The organism is Actinokineospora cianjurensis (genome assembly GCF_003663795.1).
GTDB classification, from domain to species: Bacteria; Actinomycetota; Actinomycetes; order Mycobacteriales; family Pseudonocardiaceae; genus Actinokineospora; species Actinokineospora terrae.
The window spans coordinates 1-13,571 of sequence record NZ_RCDD01000009.1; the positions used below are offsets into that span (position 1 = coordinate 1).

16 protein-coding genes are annotated in these 13,571 nt (G+C 71.3%); 7 read left to right on the forward strand and 9 right to left on the reverse strand.

The window, feature by feature from the left end; genetic code table 11:
- The 3 genes from CLV68_RS30865 to CLV68_RS30875 all read left to right on the forward strand — a co-directional run.
- Positions 1 to 119: fasciclin domain-containing protein (locus CLV68_RS30865; RefSeq protein ID WP_211346839.1), on the forward strand; the 119-nt coding region annotated here is incomplete at its 5' end.
- A 393-nt stretch (positions 120 to 512) separates the two neighbouring features.
- The gene (locus CLV68_RS30870) at positions 513 to 893 is read left to right on the forward strand and encodes a response regulator transcription factor (RefSeq protein WP_170224693.1); all 381 of its coding nucleotides are present in this window, start codon (positions 513 to 515) and stop codon (positions 891 to 893) included.
- Positions 893 to 3,022: an ATP-binding protein gene (locus CLV68_RS30875; RefSeq protein ID WP_246010201.1), complete on the forward strand. Its 2,130-nt coding sequence runs from the start codon at positions 893 to 895 to the stop codon at positions 3,020 to 3,022. The genes CLV68_RS30870 and CLV68_RS30875 overlap by 1 nt, the downstream gene beginning before the upstream one ends.
- 65 nt (positions 3,023 to 3,087) lie before the next feature.
- Here CLV68_RS30875 and CLV68_RS30880 read toward each other — a convergent pair whose 3' ends face one another.
- Complete coding sequence (locus CLV68_RS30880; RefSeq protein WP_147460234.1) at positions 3,088 to 3,357, reverse strand: hypothetical protein; 270 nt, start codon at positions 3,355 to 3,357, stop codon at positions 3,088 to 3,090.
- A gap of 192 nt (positions 3,358 to 3,549) precedes the next feature.
- On the opposite strand from CLV68_RS30880, the gene CLV68_RS30885 reads away from it, so the two are divergent.
- Together CLV68_RS30885 and CLV68_RS30890 are read left to right on the forward strand one after the other, a co-directional pair.
- Positions 3,550 to 4,425, forward strand: coding sequence for a hypothetical protein (locus CLV68_RS30885; protein ID WP_147460235.1), 876 nt, complete (start codon positions 3,550 to 3,552; stop codon positions 4,423 to 4,425).
- A gap of 213 nt (positions 4,426 to 4,638) precedes the next feature.
- Positions 4,639 to 5,046 carry a hypothetical protein gene (locus CLV68_RS30890; protein ID WP_246010202.1) on the forward strand — a complete coding sequence of 136 codons (408 nt, stop codon included), beginning with the start codon at positions 4,639 to 4,641 and terminating at the stop codon, positions 5,044 to 5,046.
- Here CLV68_RS30890 and CLV68_RS30895 read toward each other — a convergent pair.
- A complete protein-coding gene (locus CLV68_RS30895) occupies positions 5,021 to 7,198 on the reverse strand; it encodes an MMPL family transporter (RefSeq protein ID WP_246010203.1) in 2,178 nt (725 codons plus the stop codon). The genes CLV68_RS30890 and CLV68_RS30895 overlap by 26 nt on opposite strands.
- A 153-nt stretch (positions 7,199 to 7,351) precedes the next feature.
- Here CLV68_RS30895 and CLV68_RS30900 point away from each other — a divergent pair, with 153 nt between their 5' ends.
- Together CLV68_RS30900 and CLV68_RS30905 are read left to right on the forward strand one after the other, a co-directional pair.
- On the forward strand, positions 7,352 to 7,678 hold the full coding sequence (locus CLV68_RS30900; RefSeq protein WP_246010204.1) for an ArsR/SmtB family transcription factor: 327 nt from the start codon (positions 7,352 to 7,354) through the stop codon (positions 7,676 to 7,678).
- Position 7,679: 1 nt separating this feature from the next.
- Positions 7,680 to 7,937, forward strand: a complete 258-nt coding sequence (locus tag CLV68_RS30905; protein WP_121394539.1) for a hypothetical protein — start codon at positions 7,680 to 7,682, stop codon at positions 7,935 to 7,937.
- 499 nt (positions 7,938 to 8,436) lie between these two features.
- Here CLV68_RS30905 and CLV68_RS30910 read toward each other — a convergent pair whose 3' ends face one another.
- The 7 genes from CLV68_RS30910 to CLV68_RS30940 all read right to left on the reverse strand — a co-directional run bounded on the left by CLV68_RS30910 (position 8,437) and on the right by CLV68_RS30940 (position 13,504).
- Positions 8,437 to 8,961 (reverse strand): RICIN domain-containing protein, encoded by a 525-nt coding sequence (locus tag CLV68_RS30910; protein WP_121394540.1) that lies wholly within the window; start codon positions 8,959 to 8,961, stop codon positions 8,437 to 8,439.
- 345 nt (positions 8,962 to 9,306) lie between these two features.
- On the reverse strand, positions 9,307 to 9,639 hold the full coding sequence (locus CLV68_RS30915) for a helix-turn-helix domain-containing protein (protein WP_211346830.1): 333 nt from the start codon (positions 9,637 to 9,639) through the stop codon (positions 9,307 to 9,309).
- A complete protein-coding gene (locus CLV68_RS30920; protein ID WP_092784467.1) occupies positions 9,636 to 10,073 on the reverse strand; it encodes a cupin domain-containing protein in 438 nt (145 codons plus the stop codon). Before CLV68_RS30920 ends, CLV68_RS30915 begins: the two co-directional genes overlap by 4 nt.
- A 63-nt stretch (positions 10,074 to 10,136) precedes the next feature.
- A complete protein-coding gene (locus CLV68_RS30925; protein WP_121394542.1) occupies positions 10,137 to 11,009 on the reverse strand; it encodes a helix-turn-helix domain-containing protein in 873 nt (290 codons plus the stop codon).
- A gap of 17 nt (positions 11,010 to 11,026) precedes the next feature.
- Positions 11,027 to 11,920: a transporter substrate-binding domain-containing protein gene (locus CLV68_RS30930; protein WP_121394543.1), complete on the reverse strand. Its 894-nt coding sequence runs from the start codon at positions 11,918 to 11,920 to the stop codon at positions 11,027 to 11,029.
- A complete protein-coding gene (locus CLV68_RS30935; protein WP_121394651.1) occupies positions 11,913 to 12,704 on the reverse strand; it encodes an amino acid ABC transporter ATP-binding protein in 792 nt (263 codons plus the stop codon). Before CLV68_RS30935 ends, CLV68_RS30930 begins: the two co-directional genes overlap by 8 nt.
- Positions 12,701 to 13,504: an amino acid ABC transporter permease gene (locus CLV68_RS30940; protein WP_246010205.1), complete on the reverse strand. Its 804-nt coding sequence runs from the start codon at positions 13,502 to 13,504 to the stop codon at positions 12,701 to 12,703. Before CLV68_RS30940 ends, CLV68_RS30935 begins: the two co-directional genes overlap by 4 nt.
- Positions 13,505 to 13,571: the final 67 nt, after the last annotated feature.

Here is a 13,571-nt window from a genome sequence, read left to right on the forward strand (position 1 = left end):
AGGTCACCGGCTCCGGCGACAACCTGAAGGTCAACGACGCCAACGTGATCTGCGGCGGCGTGAAGACCGCCAACGCCACCGTGTACCTGATCGACTCGGTCCTCATGCCCAAGAGCTGAGTGGGCGCGCTGTCCCGGCCCCTAGGACCGGCTTGCGGGACAGCGCGACCTCTCTTGGCCGTACCCGCTGGCTTCCCCAGTCATCCAGCGGGTACGGCCAATTTGGCGTTTCCGGGCTGTGGCTGCGGATGGTGTGCCCGATCGACGAACCGCGCTCACCGCGTTCGATCGCGACACCTCGTTGTCGAACATCGTCCACAGGGGAAGCCGACCGACCCAGGTCGGGAACGACGCCGGGTGGAGAAGTGGGGGCGGGTGGTGGGGGGAATCGGCACCGCTCGGATCGCGCGTGGGGCCGGTGCGTGGTGGAGTGGAGGGGTCCGGGTCACGCGGGGGTGACGCCAGTGCTCCTCGGTGTCAGTAGGGGCAGCGGAGTTCGGGTGGGGAGGCACCGTGGCTCGTGTGCTGGTCGTCGAGGACGACACCGACGTCCGCGACCTGGTCGCCCAGTGGCTGCGGGAGGACCACCACGAGGTGCTCGCGGTGGAGAGCGCGGTGCTGGCGCTGGCCGCCGTCGAGCGCAACGGGTTGCCGCACGCGGTGGTGCTGGACGTGGCGATGCCGGGGATGGACGGGGTCGACCTGCTGCACCGGCTCCGCGAGTACGACGAGCACCTGCCCGCCATCTTCCTGAGCGTGCTGTGGTCGGCCGCGGACGTCCAGCGGATGCGCGACGCGCGGGCGGTCTACGTGGGCAAGCCCTCCAGCGGCGACCGGCTCAGGACGGCGCTGCGGGGTCTGCTCGGTGAAGGGGACGCGGAGGGGTTGGTCTAGTGCGGTTGCGTGGAACCCGGTTCACCAGAACGCCCACCCCCTCTCCCGACTCGGTGCTGTCCTACCCGCTGGCCCGCACGGCGGCGTTCACCGCCCTCTACGTCGTCGCGACGGTGGCGGGCAGGCTGACCGTGCTCGACCAGACGAGCCTGAGCCTGGTGTGGCCCGCCGCGGGTGTCGCCATGATGTGGTTCTGCGCGCAGCGCGGCGTCGCCGACCTGCGGGTGGACGTGGTCGCCTTCGCGGTCACCACGATCGTGGTGAACATGCTGACCAACGCCAGCGCCGGGCAGGCCGTGGTGTTCGTGGTGTCCAACCTGGCCCAGGTGTCGGTGTTCGTCGTGCTCATCACCCGCTGGCGGCCCGCGCTGTGGTCGCTGAGACCCGAGGGCGGCTTGCAGGGGCCGCGCGACCTGTGGCGGGTGCTCGCCGCGGCGTACCTGGCCGCCTCCACCGGTGCCGTGCTGGGGACCGCCGGGCTGTGGCTGGTCAACAGGCACTTCTCGGTCATCACCCTCGCGGTGTGGATGGCCCGCAACTTCGCGGGCGTGCTGGTGGTGGGCCTGGCCGGGTTGTGCGTGGCCCGCACCGTCGCCACCCGGTGGGCCGCCAGGCGCGACCCGTCGGTGACCTGCGGCGGGGCCGCGATCCCGGCCGAGTGCGCGCTGGTGATCCTCTGCTCGGTCGGGGCGTACGCGGTGGGCTTCGGCACCACCCACGGGCTGCCGGTGGCCTCGACGCTGATCGCGCTGACGGTGTGGGCGGCGGTCCGGCTGCCCACCACGTTCGTGGCGCTGCACACCCTGTCGGTGGCCGTCGTGGCCGTGCTGTTCACCATCCACGGTGACGGACCCTTCGCCGCCGTGGAGTCCACCGCGGTGCGTGCGCTGGTGGTGCAGCTGTTCGTGACCGTGGTGGCGGTCATCGGGTTCGCGCTGGCGCTGAGCCGCGACGAGCGCGACACCCTGGTCGGGCAGTTGGCGCTGGAGACCGCCGAGACCAACCGCCGCGCGGCGCTGACCAGGGCCATCATCGACTCCATGGCCGACGGGCTGTCCGTGGTGGACGCCGATGGCCGCATCACGCTGCGCAACCCGGCCGCGCTGCGCCTGCTCGGCGGCCGCATCAGCCCGGACGACACCGTGGTCGACAGCGGCCACTACGGCTTCTACCACCTCGACGGGACCCCGCTCAGCGCCGCCGAGATGCCGCACGTGCGGCTGGCCTCCGGCGAGCAGGTCGAGCCGCTGGACGTGCTGGTCCGCAACCCCGGCGTGCCGGACGGGCGGATCATCAACGTCCGCACCACCGCGCTGCCCGACCAGCAGGGTGGGCACAACGCCGTGGTGCTGTTCCACGACGTCACCGCCGAGCGGCGGCACCGCGACGAGCTCGCCGCGTTCGCCGGGGTGGTCGCGCACGACCTGCTCAACCCGCTCACCGCCGCCGAGGGCTGGACCGACGACGCCGACGAGGCCCTGCAGGACGCCCCGAGCGGCCCGATGGTCGACCGCGCCCGCCAGGGGCTCGTCCGGGTCAAGCGCTCCACCGGCCGCATGCGCGGGCTCATCAACGACCTGCTCGCGTACACCACCGCCCGCGACGCCGCCATCGCCCCCACCCGCGTGGACCTCTCGGAACTGGCCACGGACATCGCCGCCGCCCGCTCCGACAGCGCCGCAGCCGCGGGACTGCCGGTACCGGTGTTCACCATCGGCGCGCTGCCCGTGGTCAACGCCGACGCCGTGCTGGTCCGGCAGCTGCTGGACAACCTCATCGGCAACGCGGTCAAGTACACCGCCCCCGGCACCGTGGCCAACGTGGACATCACCAGCGAGGTCCGCGGCGACCTGGTCCACGTCACCATCGCCGACAACGGCATCGGCATCCCCCCGGGCCAACACGAGATCATCTTCGACAACTTCCACCGCGCCCACCGCCACACCACCCACACCGGCACCGGCCTGGGCCTGGCCATCTGCAAGCGCGTCGTCGAACGCCACGGCGGCACCATCACCGCCACCGACAACCCCACCGGCGGCGCCCTCTTCACCTTCACCCTCCCCACCGCCTGGTCCACCAACGCCCTCCACGGCCCGACAACCCAACCGATCGCCGCTGACCGGTAGAGCCGTGCGCGTGGGTGGAGCGGGAGTGCACCCCTGTGCCACTCCCGCTCCAGTCCGTGGGGGTATCAGCCGGTGTGGGTGTGGTCGAAGATCTCGTAGGCGACCTCGCCGGTGGAGGTGGTGCCGGAGCCGTGGCCGATGCCGGCGTATTCGCCGCTGCCGCTGATGGTGATGGTGCGGACCGCGGTCGACTGGCTCGGGGCGGCGGGCGCGGCGGTGGCCGAACCCGCGACCAGCGGGGTGACGGTGAGGGCGGCGCCGAGGACGGTCGCGATGGTGAACCTACGCAGGGACAGGGGATTCTCCACTCCACGGGTCGGGACGGACGTGGCCACGGTAGGCACGCGGGCGGGGGGAGATAAATTGGCAAAGAACCGGGAACGCCCGCACTCTGAAATGGGAAAGCGACAATTCGGTGTGAATCCCAGGTAGACCTCGCCGGAGTTCGCCACAATGGCGGGCGGGTCTGGAAGAACCCTGGAATTTCCACTAGCGTCACCTGCTCGATGAAGGGCGGGGGTGAGGCTGTGCCGGTGTCCCCCTTCGCCGCGGCGCTGCGGGCCGCGATGCGCGCGAGCGGGCTGACCCTGCACGGTGTCCGGACGCGGTTGCTGCGCCGGGGCATCTCGGTGTCGGTGGCCACCCTCAGCACCTGGCAGACCGGCACGCACCAGCCGGAGCGCGCCAGGTCGCTGCGCGCGGTCGCCGCCCTGGAAGAGGTGCTCGACCTGCGCGAACGCACCCTGACCGGTGCGCTCGGCCCGCCCCGCCCCCGTGGCCGCCGAGCAGGCACCCGCTACGACGGGCTGCCGCACGCCGACGCCGTGTCCGACATCGTCGAGCGGATCTGCCCGTCGGACCGCGCCCCGGCCCGGGTGCTGTGCGCGCAGGAGGAGGTCGTGCTCACCGGCGCGGGCCTGCTCGGCCACGTCGGCACCCGGGTGGTGGCCGAGGCCCGCGCGGACGGCGTCGACCGGTGCTTCGCGGTGAGCTACGCCGGACCGGGGTACGACCTCGACCGGATCACCGCGTTCGCCACCAGGCACTGCCGGGTCGGCCGGGTCCGGCGGGACTACGACTGCGGCCTGGTCGGCGCCGAGTTCCTGCTCGACCGCCACCACCGCGCTGGCGACGCGTTCGTCGTCGAGTACGGGTTCGACGTCGGCCAGCGGTTCGGGGAGTGCGAGTACTTCCGCGCGTTCAGCGACCCGATCGGCCTCTACACCGTGGAGGTCAGGTTCGACGGGGACCGGCTGCCGGTCCGGTGCTACCGGTTCGACGCCGACCGGCCGGGGGAGGGGCGCACGGAGCGGGAGTTGGTGCTCAGCGGGTCCGGGACGGCCGTGGTGGCCGCGGAGAACGCCGAGTCGAGCGTGTGCGGCATCCGGTGGGAGTGGGAGTAGCCGGATCACCCTGCGTGCGAGCCACAACCCACTGGCCACTCGGAACAGTGATGCGGCGTGTCACCCACATAGGCAGCGACGACGTACGGCAAGTCACCGAACCCCGCTGTCTTGGTCGGACTGGTGTCACTCGATCCGTTGATGGACAACGACTCCGGCGCGTGCTGACGGTTGCGGGCCGGGTGCGGACCGAGAGTGCTGCGGGTACTTCTCATGCCCGGGGCGCCCCGGCCGGGCAAGGATGAGTCCATCACCCCGAACACCGAGGAGCGCACCGTGAACACCACCTTCGCCGCCGCCACCGCCGCTACCGCCACCAACGACATCGCCCGGATCGCGATGACCGAGGACGACGTGATGGCCACCCTGTTCGACGTCTCCGAGGGCGCCGTCCTGTTCCAGGTGGGCGACTCCGACAGCCTGACCGGCTTCCGCTGGGCCTACCTCGACGGCACCCCCGCGGGCACCCTGCCGCTGTGGCAGTCCGACGTCCTCGCCGCCCTGCTGCGCCGCGGCCTCATCGCCGTCGAGCCCGCCAGCACCCAGATCCGCCGCGTGACCCTCACCGGCAAGGGCGCCCACCTGTTCGCCGGCGTCACCGACCTCCCGATCGCCGCCTGACCCGCCCGGGGACCCACGCCCGCTCGCCGAGCACCGCCAACGCCGCGGGCAGCAGCACCCCGCGCACGACGGTCGCGTCGAGCGCCACCGCGACCGCGAGTCCCACCCCCAGCATCTTGTTCTCGATGGAGGTCAGGGTGATGAACACGGCGAACACCACGACCATGACCACCGCGGCGCTGGAGACCACCCCCGCGCTGTGCCCGATGCCACCGACCACCGCCTCGCGCGCGGTCGCCCCGGCCGCCCACCGCTCGCGGACCCGGCTGAGGATGAACAGGTGGTAGTCCGTGCTCAGTCCGAACAGGACGACGAACAGGAACAGCGGCAGCCAGCTCATCACCGCGCCGTAGGAGGTGAACCCGAGCAGCGAGTGGAGGTTCCCCTCCTGGAACACCCAGGTGACCACCCCGTACGCGGCGCCGAGTGAGAGCAGGTTCAGCAGGATCGACAGCACCGGGATCGCCAGGGACCTGAACACGACCAGCATCAACAGCAACGACACCAGCAGCACGTACCCGAACACCAGCCAGGTGTTCGCCCGCACCTCCGCCACGAAGTCGGCCGCCGTCGCCGTTCGCCCGGTCACCGCGGCCTCGACTCCGCCCACCGCGCCGACCGTCTCGGGTATGACCTTGGTGCGCAACAACTCCAGGGCGCGGACCGAAAGCTCATCCGTGCTCGACCCGGCCAACGGCACCCGGATCACGACAGCGTTGTCGACCCGGTCCACAGTGAACGGTTCCGCGAGCAGCCCACCGCTCGCCGCGATCCGCCCGTGCAGCCGATCGATCGCCGCCCGTACCTCGGACGTGTCCGCTGACTCCCCGTCCGGCCGCCACACCACGACCTGAGCGGGTACGGGCACTCCAGGGAACGCCTCGCCCATCCGGATCGCCGAGTCCACAGTGGCCACTTCCTGTGGCAGGCTGTTGGTCGAAGCCGCGTCCTGCAACCGCATGTCGAGCGCGGGCACCGCCAGCACCAGCAGCGCAAGCACGCCGAGGCCGCCCCACAGCAGCGGTTTGGCGACCACCCCGCGCGCGATCCCGGTCCAGAACCGCGACTCGCCCACGGTGTTCACCCGTCGCACGCGCCACTTGTCCACCCTGGGCCCGAGCGCGGCCAGCACGGCGGGCAGCACCGTGACCGAGGCGAGGACCGCCAGCGCGACGACCAGCGCCAGTCCGATCGTGACGCCGACGAACACGCCGAGCCCGGTGAACAGCAGCCCGCCGAGGCACAGCACGACCGTCATCCCGGAGACCAGCACCACGTGCCCGGACGTGCGCGCCGTCGTGCGCAGCGCCGTCACCTCGTCGTGCCCCGCCCGCCGTTCCTCGCGGTAGCGGCGCAGGGCGAACAGCGAGTAGTCGACGCCGACCGCCACCCCGACCAGCACGATCATCGCCGAGGCCGCGCTGTTGATCGGGATCACCTTGCCGAGCACCCCGACCAGCCCGACCGCGCCCGCGATGGCGGTACCGGTCAGCAGCACCGGCACCCCGGCCGCCACCACCGATCCGAACACCACCAGCAGGATGACCAGCACGAACGGCAGCGACAGCAGGTGCGACCGGTGCAGGTCCGCCTTCACCGCGGCGTCGACCGCCGAGATCAGGCTGCGGTCACCGGCCTGCGCGACCCGGACCGCCGGGTGCCCGGCCGCCACCGCGGCGACCGCGCCGGTGGCCGTCGCCATGTGCTGCTCGAACCGCTCGACCGGCCAGTTCACGGTGAACGAGACCAGCCCCGACCTCCGGTCGGCGGAGACGTACCCCGGCACGGCTTCCAGCGGCGACCTGACGTCGCTGACCGCTTCGGGGTGCTCGCGCAGCCTCGTGACGAGGTCCCGCGCCGCGGCGACCGTCCGCGGGTCGTCCAGGAAGTCGGGACCGCCCGGTTCCAGGGCCTGGACCAGCACGTTCTCGTGGTAGCGCGGGTGCTCGCCCTGCTCGTTGAGCGCCGCCTGGGCCGCCCCGCCCTCGCCGGGCGGCAGGTTCGCCGCGTCCCTGCCGCCGATGGCCACGCTCGCCACCAGCGCCAACGCGACCAGGCCGAGCCACCCGAGGATCGCGGTCCCGCGGTGCCGGATCGACCAGTCGGTGACCCGTTCGGCCACGCCCGGCCGGTGGTCTTGAGTGCGTCGCATGCTGAGTTCCCCCTGGAAAACGGTGCGCTAGTGGAGTGCTGCACCTGCAAGTGAAAGTTAGCATGTGATCGGCGGCGGGCGATGGAGCTGCCGGTAGCCTGCTAGTGGCTATTGGCATGTGCTAACTTCTGTTGCTATGTGCTGGTGGGGGCGGTGACACCGTCCGGGGACGACCTCGTGCGGGTCCTGGCGACGCTGGCCAACCCGCACCGGCTGCGGGTGATCGCGGCACTGGTCGGCGACCGCGCCTACGTCAGCGAACTGGCGCGGACCCTGGGGATCAGCCGGGCGCTGCTGCAGGTCCACCTGCGCAGGCTGGAGTCGGCGGGCCTGGTCACCTCGACGCTGGAACTCTCGCCGGACGGCAAGGCCATGAAGTTCTACGAGGTCGTGCCGTTCGCGTTCGCGCTCACCCCCGCGGGCATCGCCGAGGCCGCCGAGACGCTCACCGCCAAGCAGGCGGACGAAGGGACGGACTGACATGGGAATCCGCGGCTGGCAAGAGGTCGTCGGCGTGGTCGGCGTGTTCGTGCTGCTCACCGTGATCGTCTGGCAGGTCGCCGCCTCGGTCCGCGCCAGGGCCGCCGTCGCCAGGGACGCCGCCTACCGCGACCTCGCCCAGCGCGCGGTGTCCGCCCAGGAGTCCCTCGTCGTGGAACTCGCCGAGACCCGCGCCCAGCTCACCGACCTGCGCACCCGCCTCGGCTCCGTCGAGCGCGTCCTGACCGAGGTCGAGTAGCCCGGACCGGGCGGACGCGTCCCAGGTCGACACCACCGAGTGGGGCGCTGACTTCCCGCTCCCCACCGGGACGGCCTACGGCGCGGGGTACACGGTGTCCACTCGGGACATCAACCTCGCCGGGCTCGGCCCCGAGGTCCGCACCAACGCCCACTACCTGCCACTCCAGCCGCCAGCCACGCCGCGCGTGCTGACCGCGCAGGTCACCGACGCCCAACTGGTCCTCAGCTACGACACCCGCGCCGACTACCCGCCCACGCTGTCGGTCCCGCTCACCCGCTACCGCCAGCACGCGACCCCGGACACGTACCTGGTCTACGCCACCGTCGAACTGGGCCCCGGCCTCCCGGACCGCAAGCAGCAGTGGACCGTCATCGCCACCAATCAGACCCATGGCCAGCCCGTCATCGCCCGGCCCCGTGATCACCCCACTGGGGTCGTGAGCGGACGGCGGTCCCTCCCCGGTGGGGAGGGACCGCCGTTGGTGACCGCTAGGGCATCACCAGGCTTCCCAGTCCGTGGCGCGGGAGGAGTCGGCGCAGTGCCACTGGACGGTGCGCACCTTGTTGCCCGGTCCCACGGCCGAGATGCAGAGACCGCTGTGCAGCGCGCGGAACCGCCCGGACGCGAAGTCGTAGGACCACAGCTGGTTCCTCGTGCCGGGGTAGCAGGTGTACTGCTCGATGTGCGCGCCGGGCGCCAGGCTGGCGCTCTCGACGTCCACGCACTTGCCCGAGGCCCTGTTGATGAGCAGTCCGTAGCTGGCGTGGTCCGGGCCGATGGTGTCCGGGGTGAAGTCCCACGCCTGGTTCTGGCCGCCGTTGCAGTAGTAGATCTGGATCGGCTCGTGGTTCTTGGTGCTGCCCCGCGAGATGTCGAGGCACATCGCCATGTTGCTCCTCGCCCTGATCGACCCGAAGCCCGCGGCGGAGGCGGAAGCGGGGGCGGCCGCGGTGATCAGCAGCGCCGGGACGAGGGTGAGCGCGGCCAGCGCGGTGGACAGTTTTCTGACGATCGAGCGCATGGAACTCCTTCTCGTTCGTTGCGACACGACAAGGACTATCAGCCGGTTCGGGGGTCTGGTCCGCACGTCACCGGAATGCGCCGACAGCCCCTCTGCTGCCCCAGTCACATGATCGGGATGCAGGAATACCGCTGGGCCGGTCGGTTATTTGCCGACTGCACGCAGGACCACGGAGTGTGGAAACCCCGCGGAGAACCGGGAGGAAGCGCCCGGAAGGGACGCCGTGGCGTTGGCGAACGGGTGGTGCGGCTAGGCCGACCGGGGCGTGGATACATGCCGAGGCCGTTTACTTCTCCCCAGGGCCGCCGATCGTGGGTGGGTTCGGCGGCCCCGGGGGAGTGCGAGTCAGTCCGAGCCGGTGCGGCGGTAGTCGCGGGGGGCGCAGCCGTAGCGCTGGCGGAAGACCCGGCTGAAGTAGGAGGAGTCCGGCATGCCCCAGCGGGCGCTGACGGTGCTCACCCCGGTGCGGTCCGATGCCAGCAGGTCCGCCCGGCACCGCTCCAGGCGGCGGTCGCGGATCCAGCGGGCGACCGTGGTGCCCTCGGTCTCGAAGAGGCGGTAGAGCTGCCGCGTGGACACGTGGTTGGCGGCGGCCACCCCGGCCGGGGTCAGGTCCGGATCGGACAGTCGGGCGTCGATGAACTCGTGGATGCCGCGCAGCAGAGGCGCCCCGGTCACGACTTGTACTCCGGGTGCAGGGACAGCGCGATGAACTGGAACGGGCGGTCGACGCTCTTGTAGCCCAGCGGGCAGTGCCGCACGCCTGCCGGGATGTAGACCGACGCGCTGGTGGAGATCTCGTACACCTCGCCCTCGATGGTCAGTTCCGCGACCGCGCCCAGGTCGTTGATGTCCTTGGGGTTGGAGCCCATCCACAGCAGGACCTCGTCGTACTCGTGCGTGTGCTCGAGGACGTACGGGTTGGGCGTGGGCACCTCGTAGATCCAGCTGTAGGCGATGTGCACCTGGCAGCCCGGCACCTGCCAGCCGCTGATGAGCGCGTGCGCGCCGCTGGTACCGCCCTCGACCTCCCCGTAGGCGAGGACCCCCTCGTTCGGCAGCTCCTCGCGGACCATGTTCCGGACGATGTACTTCTCGAACTTCCCTGTCATGGCAACGGTTCCCTTCGATCTGGCGTACTACCGAAGGTACGAACCCGGCCCCTGCGACGACAGTCAGTCGTCTCGGGCTATCTGGTACTTTTCCCGGACCTCCCGGCGGAAGTCACCGGGGCTGGTGCCGGTCTCGCGCTTGAAGAACCGGCCGAAGTACGAGGGGTCCTCGAACGCCAGCCGGTGCGCGACCTGGGCGACGCCCAGCTCGGTCTGGGCCAGCAGCCGCTTGGCCTCCAGCGCCAGCGCGGCCCGGATCACCGCCCCTGGGGTGGTGCCCAGGGCGGCGCGCACCAGGTCGGTGAGGTGCCCGGCGGTGACGCCGATCCGCTCGGCGTAGGCGCCGACGGAGCGCTCGGTCAGCACGTGCCTGGCCACCAGCCGGGTGAACTGCCAGACCAGTGACGACGGCACCGGGACGTGCGGGTGCGCCTGCCGCAGCCGCTGGACGTGCACCAGCAGGATGTGCAGGTGCGCCCGCAGCATGGTGGCGTAGCCCGCCGCCCTGGTCCGGTACTCGCGGTCGATGTCGTCGAGGATCCCGCCGACCAGGTCCACCTGCGGCCCGGTCAGCCGCAGCAGCGGGCTGCCCCCCGGCGCGGGCAGCAGGCCGCCGGGGTGCGCGAGCAGGAACTCCTCGGCGAAGACCAGCACCCGGCCGCGGATCAGCTCGGTGTCCTGCCAGAAGTGCACCTGGCCGGGGGCGAGCACGTACACCGAGTGCGGCTCGATGGGGTACGGCTCGAAGTCCACCACGTGCGTCCCGCCGCCGCCGGTGAGGTAGAGGATCTCGTAGAAGTCGTGCCGGTGCGGGAACCGGGCCCTGGTGAACGACCCGATCTCGTCGAAGGTCCCGATGGCGAACGGCGACAGGCCGCTGGGCACCGGGACCTCGATCTCGTGCAGCGGCAGCGGCGGGGTGCTCGACCTGGCCATGCCACCTCCCCGGCGGGTCAGCCGCCCTTGGTCGCCAGGTTCAGCCCCGGCTCGGACAGCGCCTTGAGTCCATAGTGGCCGATGATCCGGTCCAGTGTCCCGTCGGACTTGAGCGCCTTGAGCGCGGCGAGCAGCGCCTCGGCCAGTTGCGTGTCGTCCTTGCGCAGGTACATGCCCACATAAGTCGGCGCGAAGTCCTCGGACACGATCACGATCGGGGCGTTCTGCGTGCTGATCGCGTACTTGGCCTGCTCGGTCACCGCGACCTGGAAGTCGGCCTGCCCGGACCGCAGCGCCAGGTCCGCGTCCTGCGCGGTCGGGTACTGCCGGGCCTCCGCCGCCTGCTTGCCCTTGCCCACGCACGCCTGGGAGATCTCCTCGGCGTGCTGCACGTCGGTGGTGCCACGGATCGTGGCGATCCGCTTACCGCACGCGTCGTCCACCGACTTGTACTTGCCCTCGTTCGACTTCGCGGTCACCAGCACGCTCGCGGACTGCATGTAGTCCACGAACACCCCCACGCGCTGGCGCTCCTCGGTGTCGGACAGCCCGTCGTCGGCCATGTCGAACCGGCCCGCCGTCAGCCCCGGCAGCAGTGCCTCCCAGGCGATGTTCTCGATCTCGTAGCCCAGCCCCAGCTTCGCGGCGACCGCCCGGCCCACGTCCGGTGTGATCCCGCCGGTGATGTTGTTGCTCGCGTCGGTGAGCAGGTAGGGCAGGTTCGGCAGGGTCGTGCCCACGTGCAGCTTGCCCGCGTCCTTGATCCGCTGCGGCAGCATGTCGTGCAGCTTCTGGTCCTTGGCGGGCAGGTCCGACGCCGAGGGCGCGGCGGGCTGGGTGGCGGCGCCGGGGTCACCGCACCCGGCGGCGGCGATGGCGATGGCGGCCAGGACGGCCAGGGGTCTACGCATGGTCGGTCTCCTTGTCGGGGTGTCGGCGGACGTGGGCGAGGAAGGCCGCGGTCCGCGGGGAGTCGGGGGAGCGCAGCACCCGGTCGGCCGGGCCGGTCTCGACCACGACGCCGTCGGCCATGAACACCACGGTGTCGGCGACCTCGGCGGCGAAGCCGATCTCGTGGGTGACCACCACCATGGTCATGCCCTGGGCGGCCAGGCCGCGCATCACCGCGAGCACCTCGCCGACCAGCTCCGGGTCCAGCGCGCTGGTGGGTTCGTCGAACAGCAGCACCGACGGCCGCATGGCCATGGCGCGGGCGATCGCCACCCGCTGCTGCTGCCCGCCGGAGAGCTGACCGGGCAGCTTGTCGGCGTGCTCGGTGAGGCCGACCCTGGCCAGCAGGTCGCGGGCCTCGCGCTCGACCTCGACCGGGTCGCGGCGCAGGACCTTGACCGGCCCGAGGGTGATGTTGCGCAGCACGGTCAGGTGGCTGAACAGGTTGAACTGCTGGAACACCATGCCCATCCGCAGCCGGGCACGGGCGATGTCGCGCTCGCTGCTCTCGTGCAGCCGCCCGTCGCGCAGTTCGTAGCCGACGAGCACGTCGTCGACCTGCACGAACCCGGCGTCGAGCGGTTCGAGGTGGTTGGCGCAGCGCAGCAGCGTGCTCTTGCCGCTGCCGGACGGGCCGATGACGCACACCACCTCGCCCGGCGCCACGTCCAGGTCGACCCCGCGCAGCACCTCCAGCTCGCCGAAGGACTTGCGCAGACCGCGCAACCGCAGACCGCCGCTCATGACGCCGCCCACCGTTCGAGGAACCGCTGCCCGACGCCCGCGAGGCTGACCAGGACCAGGTACCACCCGGTCGCCACCAGCAGCAGCGCGATCACCTGGTAGTTCTGCCCGTAGATCTGCTGCGCCCTGGTCATCAGGTCACCGCCGCCGATCACCGAGACCAGCGAGGTGCCCTTGAGGATCAGGATGAACTGGTTGCCCAGCGCCGGGAGGATGACCCGGACCGACTGCGGCAGCACGATCGCCCTGGTCGCCTGCGCCGGGGTCATCCCGATCGTCAGCGCCGCGTCGACCTGCCCGCGCGGCACCGCGAGGAACCCGCCGCGGATGACCTCGGCCAGGTAGGCGGCCTCGTGCAGGCCCAGCCCCAGCATCGCGGCCAGGAACGGGGTGATCACCGCGTTCGTCGGCGCGAACCCCAGCGTCGGGAACAGCAGCGCCAGGTTGAACCAGAACACGATCTGCACGACCAGCGGCACGCCGCGGAAGAACCAGATGTAGGCCGATGCCGCCGCGACCGCGACCGGGTTGCGGGCCTGCCGCATCATGGCGAGCACCGCGCCCAGCACCAGGCCGATACCCAGCGTGGCGAAGGTGAGCACCAGGGTGGTCCCGACACCCTCCATGACCGGGGTCGAGAAGAAGTACTGCCCGATCACCACCCAGTCCAGGTTCGGGCTCGTGACCACCGTGTGCGCCAACCACCCGACCACGACCACGAGCACCGCACCGGTGCCCCATCGGGACACGAAACCCTTGCGCCGCAACACTTCCAGAGTGTGCAGTGTGTCCAGCATCATCCTCCCCCTCAGCCCGGGTGCGAAGGACGCTAGGCCGGGCTGGGGGCGGAATCTTGACTCTCCCTGC

Excerpts from the sequence above, each read along its gene's own strand:
- CLV68_RS30925 (WP_121394542.1), bottom strand. The coding sequence starts at position 11,009 with ATGGCCAGGTCGAGCACCCCGCCGCTGCCGCTGCACGAGATCGAGGTC.
- CLV68_RS30935 (WP_121394651.1), bottom strand. The coding sequence starts at position 12,704 with ATGAGCGGCGGTCTGCGGTTGCGCGGTCTGCGCAAGTCCTTCGGCGAG.
- CLV68_RS30905 (WP_121394539.1), top strand. The coding sequence starts at position 7,680 with ATGGGAATCCGCGGCTGGCAAGAGGTCGTCGGCGTGGTCGGCGTGTTC.
- CLV68_RS30895 (WP_246010203.1), bottom strand. The coding sequence starts at position 7,198 with ATGCGACGCACTCAAGACCACCGGCCGGGCGTGGCCGAACGGGTCACC.
- CLV68_RS30920 (WP_092784467.1), bottom strand. The coding sequence starts at position 10,073 with ATGACAGGGAAGTTCGAGAAGTACATCGTCCGGAACATGGTCCGCGAG.
- CLV68_RS30890 (WP_246010202.1), top strand. The coding sequence starts at position 4,639 with ATGCCCGGGGCGCCCCGGCCGGGCAAGGATGAGTCCATCACCCCGAAC.
- CLV68_RS30930 (WP_121394543.1), bottom strand. The coding sequence starts at position 11,920 with ATGCGTAGACCCCTGGCCGTCCTGGCCGCCATCGCCATCGCCGCCGCC.
- CLV68_RS30940 (WP_246010205.1), bottom strand. The coding sequence starts at position 13,504 with ATGATGCTGGACACACTGCACACTCTGGAAGTGTTGCGGCGCAAGGGT.
- CLV68_RS30910 (WP_121394540.1), bottom strand. The coding sequence starts at position 8,961 with ATGCGCTCGATCGTCAGAAAACTGTCCACCGCGCTGGCCGCGCTCACC.